The following is a 6,832-nucleotide window of genomic DNA, read 5'->3' as shown; positions in this document are numbered from 1 at the left end:
CTGAGCCAGGATCAAACTCTCCATTGTAAATTATCATTATTTATACACTGTCCATGAGACCGCACGAAGCAAATCCCATAAACGTCTCCCTGTCTGTTCTCAGGTTACTATTTTTTTCGTCTTACATCACTTCAAAGAACTTAACACCACGCATTTGTGGTCTTGGTCAGATGCCTCAATCTTACGATTTCCGCTCCGTTTTTTTCCCTTCCTTGCTGAAGGGAGTGCAAAGGTAAGAGCTTATTTTTAAACCGCAATAACCTTTGTGAAATAAATTTGTAAAGTTTTTCAGAGGATACTCTGCCCCTACTTCACCACGCTCCTCAGATCGGTGCGCAAAGGTAAGAACTCATTTTCGACTTCCAAACCCCCGCAGCAAAATTAATTTCTTACTCGTATTTTCAATCTCTCAACAGCTAGCTTCAGCCGCTTCCCTGACACCGTCTGCGTCGTTTGGGAGTGCAAATATCTACCTTTTTATTTTAAGGGCAAGAGAATATTTGAGATTTAAACCCCCACCGAGATAAGCTGCTGATAGAGACCAAGAAAAGTTTTACAAAATAAAAATGCCCTGATAATTGAATCATCAGGGCATTTTATCTATTTCTTTTGGGATTTTACAGCTTTTTCAAAACAATGTTTCGCCAGTAAACCTTTATCCCTCCACCATCATGGATCTGAAGACAAATTCCACCTTTTCCTTCTCCTATTTTGGCATCTGAGAAGTTCACCATTTCTTTTCCATTCAAATAAGAAGTAACGGTGTCTCCTTGGACAACGATCTTCATTTTGTTCCATTCGCCGAACTTCAAATACTTGTCTTTTTCTGGATCCGGCTTCACTAACCAGCCTCTGCCGTATGATTCATAGATCCCGCCAGTGTCACTACCTGGAGGAGCTACCTCTACTTGCCAACCCGAAACTTTTGTTCCTTCTACCGTAGATCTAATAAAAACACCAGAATTACCATTCGCCTCTTGCTTGAATTCAAGTGTGATTTCAAAATCATCATATTCTTCATCCGTCCCTAAATATCCGTATCCTTTATCGGGGCCACTTTCAGAAATCAGCAATCCATCTTCAACATACCATTTTTCGGTACCATAGATAGTCCAGCCTGTCAGATCCTCTCCATTAAAGAGTTTTACTTTATTCTGAGCATATGCAAAATTCACAGATGCTAATAATAGCATCATCACTAATACCTTCTTCATAGTTTTTTAATTTTAATGTTTTTGAACCACGTCTCGGCTCCATGATCTTGAAGTGAAATCAACCCAGTTTTTGAAATTGCGTAATCAGGAAAATCATTCCACTTGCCTGAATTACGAGCAGCAGTCCATGCTTCTGAATAAGGAACAAACTCAACAGTCTTCTGACCATTCAAATAATAGCTGGATCCTTCTTCTGAGAAAATGATTTTCGATGTATTCCATTCACCCGCTGGTTTGACGGCTCCTTCATAATCAGGCTCGGTCATTGCATAATCCGCGCCAATTGACTGCCATTTCTCCAGAGGTTCTGCAAAACCCAACTGATCGATCATCTGATACTCAGGTCCTGTCTCATAGGGAGCTTCATATTTCGGATCTTCCACTACATGATACAAAACGCCACTGTTTCCTCCCGGAGCGATTTTCCAAGACCATTCCATCTCAAATTGCTCAAATTCCACTGGGCCAAACACTATATCTCCACCGATATCTCCGCCTTTACCCAATGCTTTTAAAGCTCCATCTTCGACTGTCCAGCCATCCGAAGGAAAGCTATCCCCATTAAATGCTCTCCAGCCATCTGTATTTTTTCCATCGAAAAGTAGCATCCAGCCATCCGCCTTCTCTTCCTCTGTGAGGGAATTTTCAGGTGTCAAAACTTCCTCTACTATAGTTTCGGTTACTGAATTTTCTGCTGGCTTAGGCCCACAAGCCCAAACTAAAGCAAATAATCCAACCCAAGTATATCTTGTGTTTTTCATGTTATGTTAAGTTTGAAAATATTTAGACTCAAAAGTTAATTGAATTTTTTAAAAAAGTCCTTCAGCTAAATATATTTTTTCATGAGCGGTAATGCCTGAAAAAAGAATTTGATCCTATAAACTTTCTAAATAGACCTTTGCTTTAAGTAGTCTACTACCGTACCAAGAAAACATCTCTCCATCAACTAATCTAATATTAGCCTTCGGTAAAAGCGATTTGAAATACTGAAGGTGTGACTCTTTAAAAGGATAAGGCTCTGAACTGAGTAATAAATGTTCAGGATTTAACTCTACCAATTCCTTTTCTGATAGCTTTGGATATCGCGAAGTTCGAACTAGGTTCTCAAATCCAGCAAACCCCAACATTTCATTAATAAAAGTATCGTTTCCTGCTGCCATGATAGGATCCTTCCATATAAGATAAATAGCATTTCCCTTCTTTGGTAGCGAAGAAGCAAAGTCGTTTTTCAACTTCTCTACGAGCTGCTCTGATTTGGTTTTTTTTCCAAGCATTTGTCCAAAAGCCCCAATCATCTCCAAGCTATCCTCCAAATTTAAGATATCACTCATCCAAACCGGGTACTTCCCCATCAATTCTTCTATTCCCGATCGCTCATTCTCCTCTTTGTTACCAATAATCAAATCAGGCTTCAGAGATTCAATCACTTCCATTCGATAGTTTTTAGTGCCACCAACTATCGTTTTACGCTTTTGCAATCCACTCGGATGCACACAAAACTTGGTAACTCCTACTATTTTTTCCTCTAAATCCAAATCTACCAATAGCTCGGTCTGAGATGGAACAAGCGAAATAATCCGCTGGGGAGGTGAAGAAATAATAACGTTACGCTTGAGTTGATCTGTGTATTCCATACCAAAAGAAAAAGTCCACAGCCGAAATGACCGTGGGTTTTGACCCTATTTTATGTATCTAAAATCGAAAGCGGGATCAAAATCCAGCAAGAATTCATACATCAAATTGATCACCTGCTCGATATCATCCTTGCTTGCAGTCTCAACAGTAGTATGCATGTATTTCAAAGGGAGGGAGATCAATGCCGATGGCACACCTTCATTAGAATAAGCAAATGCATCCGTATCTGTTCCTGTGCCTCTAGATGCCGCAGCTCTCTGGAAAGGAATCTCTTTCTTTCTCGCCGTGGCAATAATCAAATCCAACAGCTTCTTGTGAATTGAGGCACCAACTGGCAACACCGGGCCTTTGCCTGCGGTGTAATCTCCACTTGTGACCTTATTATAAAGCGGAGCAGTGGTGTCGTGACAAACATCTGTGATAATTGCTGCATTAGGTTTGATTTTGGCAGCGATCATTTGAGCTCCACGAAGACCTATTTCCTCTTGAACGGCATTTACTATATAAAGTCCAAATGGCAATTTCTTTTTCTCTTCTTTAAGTCTCTTGGCGACCTGAGCAATCATATAGCCTCCTATTCTATTATCAAGGGCTCTACCTGAGTAGAATTTGCCATTCAATTCAGTCAACTCATCCTTGAAAGTGATCACGCAACCCACATGAATCCCCATTTCTTCAACTTCCTCCTTTGATCTAGCTCCCACATCTATGAAAATATTATCCAAAGTTGGCGCATCCTCCTTGCCTTCTTTCCTAACATGGATAGCTGGCCAGCCAAATACCCCAGGGAGTATTCCTTTGTCTGTATGGATATTTACCCTCATGGATGGAGCGATCATGTGATCAGAACCTCCATTGCGACGAACATAAATATAGCCATCGTCTTTAATATAGCTTACAAACCAACTGATCTCATCCGCATGAGCCTCGATCACGACTTTATATTCAGCCTTTGGGTTAATTACCGCAACAGCAGTTCCGTAATTATCAGTAAAATAATCATCAACGAATGGCTTAACATAATCCAGCCAAATTTGCTGACCTGATGCTTCAAAGCCTGTTGGGGAAGCGTTGTTTAAGTACTTATATAAAAAGGTATTCGAATCCATTGAAAATTATATTTGAAAATTGGTAATTGAATTTTTTACAGCGGAATATTCCCATGCTTCTTTCTAGGGATCCTATCCACCTTGTTTTCTAGCATTTTGTATGCTTTGATAAGTTTGATGCGGGTTTCCGAAGGCATGATGACTTCGTCAATAAAACCTCGGTGCGCTGCACGATAAGGATTTGCAAACTTAGCAGTGTACTCATCTACTTTTTCCTGAAGTTTGGCTTCTGGATCTTTGGCTTCTGCAATTTCTTTCTTGAAAATAATCTCTGAAGCCCCCTTAGCTCCCATGACAGCGATCTCTGCTGTTGGCCATGCAAAGTTTAGATCGGCACCTATATGCTTAGAATTCATCACGTCATAGGCACCACCATATGCCTTTCTGGTAATCACTGTGATTCTGGGAACTGTAGCCTCCGAAAAGGCATAAAGCAGCTTTGCTCCATTTGTAATAATGCCATTCCATTCTTGATCAGTACCAGGCAAAAACCCTGGGACATCTACCAAAACTAAGAGTGGAACATTAAAACTGTCGCAGGTCCTCACAAATCTGGCAGCTTTTACTGAGGCATCGTTATCCAAAACACCAGCCATAGACTGCGGCTGATTCCCAACCACTCCTATACTTCTACCCGCGATCCTTGCGTAGCCAACAACAATATTGTCCGCAAAGTTTTCATGTACCTCCAAAAATGAATCTTCATCTACTATTCCTCTTACTGCATCTCGAATATCATACGGTTGATTGGGATTATCTGGAATCAAGCTGTCCAAATCCTTCCGACTTTCATCCTTTAATAATTCATATGGATAAACAGGAGCGATTTCCTCACAATTTTGAGGCATATAGCTCAAGATCTTTTTGATGTGTTGAAGGCATTCTAATTCATTTGCGCAAGCGAAATGAGTTACCCCACTTTTGGTACTATGAGCCGAAGCTCCTCCAAGTTCCTCGGCGGTAACATTTTCCTGGGTGACAGTTTTCACCACATTTGGTCCTGTCACAAACATATAGGAGGTGTTTTCCACCATCAATATAAAGTCTGTAATTGCGGGAGAATAAACGGCTCCACCAGCACATGGGCCCATGATCGCTGAGATCTGAGGCACTACTCCAGATGCAAGTGTATTTCTATAAAATATATCTGCATAACCGCCGAGCGAATTTACTCCTTCTTGGATTCTCGCCCCTCCAGAATCATTCAACCCTACCACGGGAGCACCATTTTTCATCGCCATATCCATGATCTTGCAGATTTTCTCCGCGTGGGTTTCGGAAAGGGATCCTCCAAAAACTGTAAAATCCTGGGAAAAAACATAAACCAACCGCCCATTGACTTCTCCGTACCCGGTAATCACACCATCACCCAGATAATGTTCTTTGTCCAGACCAAAATCCTTTGCCCGATGCATGACGAATTTATCAATCTCCTGAAAAGTACCTTCATCCAACAATAACTCCACACGCTCACGGGCGGTGAGTTTACCTTTCTGGTGTTGAGAAGCTATTCTTTTTTCTCCTCCACCGAGTAACGCTTCCGCATTTTTCTTTTTCAGCAACTCTATCTTGCCTTCTTTTCCTGGTAAAGTATAATTGGGTTTATCTTTTTTGCTCATACGATAGTTTTTAGACTTGCTCAAATATAGCAGGCTTTGTCAGCTATGGAAAGGATTGTTTCCAGATGTAATTATTGTAAAAAGAAAGTAGTAAAAGCTGTTAGGAAAAATCCATAGCCAAGGAAGCTTTCGCCAGCACAGCTTCAGTAGGCTACTAGTTGTCACTGTTCATCTCCGTGAAACCTCAGCGCGTGTTGTAATGAACTAGTGTTTAGAAAAAAAATCAGGCAATTAAATTTATATGGAAAGACCTCATTTCAAATAACTTTCTATATTCGCCCATCTTTAAAAATTGGCAGCGTATGAGTACCCGAAAGGCGGCGGTAATTGACATGGGCACCAATACATTTCATTTGTTATTGGTAGAATTGGATGATGTAACTTTTAAAACAATTTACAAGGAGAAAATCCCTGTCAAATTGGGAAAAGGCGGAATCAATCAAAATAATCTTGCTGAAGATGCGGTAAAAAGAGCATATCATACGCTTAAACACTTCAAAAACCTGATCGATGGTGAAAACATAGATCAGGTTTTTGCTTTTGCTACCTCTGCTGTCCGGAATGCTGAAAATGGTCCAGAGTTCGTCAAAACTGTCAAGGAAACTATTGGAATTAACATTCAAGTGCTGTCAGGCGAGGAAGAAGCTCAAATGATTTACCAAGGAATTCGGCTTTCCGGTTCTTTAAATGGACAAACTGAACTAATGATGGATATCGGCGGGGGTTCTGTAGAATTCATCATCGGTAACAGTCAGGAGTCTCTTTGGAAACAAAGTTTTGAAATAGGCGGTCAACGTCTGTTGGAGCTTTTTCACTACCATGACCCAATTCTTCCAGAAGAAATTGATAAGCTGGAAAATTACCTGGAAGAGAAACTTCAGCCTTTGATAGAAGCTATCAAAACCTACAAACCATCAGGCCTAGTCGGAGCTTCCGGGACTTTTGATACCCTTACGGATATTTATTTTGAGTCCATGCTCCAGTGCAAACTCACCGGACGACATGTATTTGAGCTTCCTGTGGAAGAATACGAAGCAATTCATCGCATGATTTTAAGCAAAAACAAGGAACAACGATTACTCATTCCTGGGATGATTCCAATGCGAGTTGATATGATCGTGGTAGCATCCAGTTTGATAGAATTTATTTTGCGCTACATAGAGGTGGATTTTATCACCTGCTCGCACTATGCACTCAAAGAAGGAGCAATTGCTTCTTTGCTAATTCCTGAGCAAACCGCTATTTAAGCCTTTCT

At 40.7% G+C, this 6,832-nt stretch carries 6 protein-coding genes; 1 reads left to right on the top strand and 5 read right to left on the bottom strand.

Features of this window, described 5'->3' with window-relative positions:
* Window positions 1-617: 617 nt before the first annotated feature.
* From LV83_RS16045 to LV83_RS16025, 5 genes are all read right to left on the bottom strand, one after another.
* Entirely contained in the window at window positions 618-1,214 is a 597-nt protein-coding gene (locus LV83_RS16045; RefSeq protein WP_111612563.1) for a 3-keto-disaccharide hydrolase, read from the bottom strand.
* Window positions 1,211-1,975, bottom strand: a complete 765-nt coding sequence (locus LV83_RS16040; protein ID WP_111612562.1) for a 3-keto-disaccharide hydrolase — start codon at window positions 1,973-1,975, stop codon at window positions 1,211-1,213. The genes LV83_RS16045 and LV83_RS16040 overlap by 4 nt, the downstream gene beginning before the upstream one ends.
* A 114-nt stretch (window positions 1,976-2,089) precedes the next feature.
* Entirely contained in the window at window positions 2,090-2,848 is a 759-nt protein-coding gene (locus tag LV83_RS16035; RefSeq protein ID WP_111612561.1) for a helical backbone metal receptor, read from the bottom strand.
* Window positions 2,849-2,893: 45 nt separating this feature from the next.
* Window positions 2,894-3,958: a M42 family metallopeptidase gene (locus LV83_RS16030; RefSeq protein ID WP_111612560.1), complete on the bottom strand. Its 1,065-nt coding sequence runs from the start codon at window positions 3,956-3,958 to the stop codon at window positions 2,894-2,896.
* Between the two features lie 35 nt (window positions 3,959-3,993).
* Complete coding sequence (locus LV83_RS16025) at window positions 3,994-5,577, bottom strand: acyl-CoA carboxylase subunit beta (RefSeq protein WP_111612559.1); 1,584 nt, start codon at window positions 5,575-5,577, stop codon at window positions 3,994-3,996.
* Window positions 5,578-5,879: 302 nt separating this feature from the next.
* Here LV83_RS16025 and LV83_RS16020 point away from each other — a divergent pair, with 302 nt between their 5' ends.
* Window positions 5,880-6,824: a Ppx/GppA phosphatase family protein gene (locus LV83_RS16020; RefSeq protein WP_111612558.1), complete on the top strand. Its 945-nt coding sequence runs from the start codon at window positions 5,880-5,882 to the stop codon at window positions 6,822-6,824.
* Window positions 6,825-6,832 lie beyond the last annotated feature (8 nt).

The sequence above is a fragment of the Algoriphagus yeomjeoni genome, assembly GCF_003259505.1.
GTDB lineage: Bacteria > Bacteroidota > Bacteroidia > Cytophagales > Cyclobacteriaceae > Algoriphagus > Algoriphagus yeomjeoni.
Note: the sequence above shows the minus strand (reverse complement) of the source record. Positions and strands in the feature narration are given on the sequence as shown.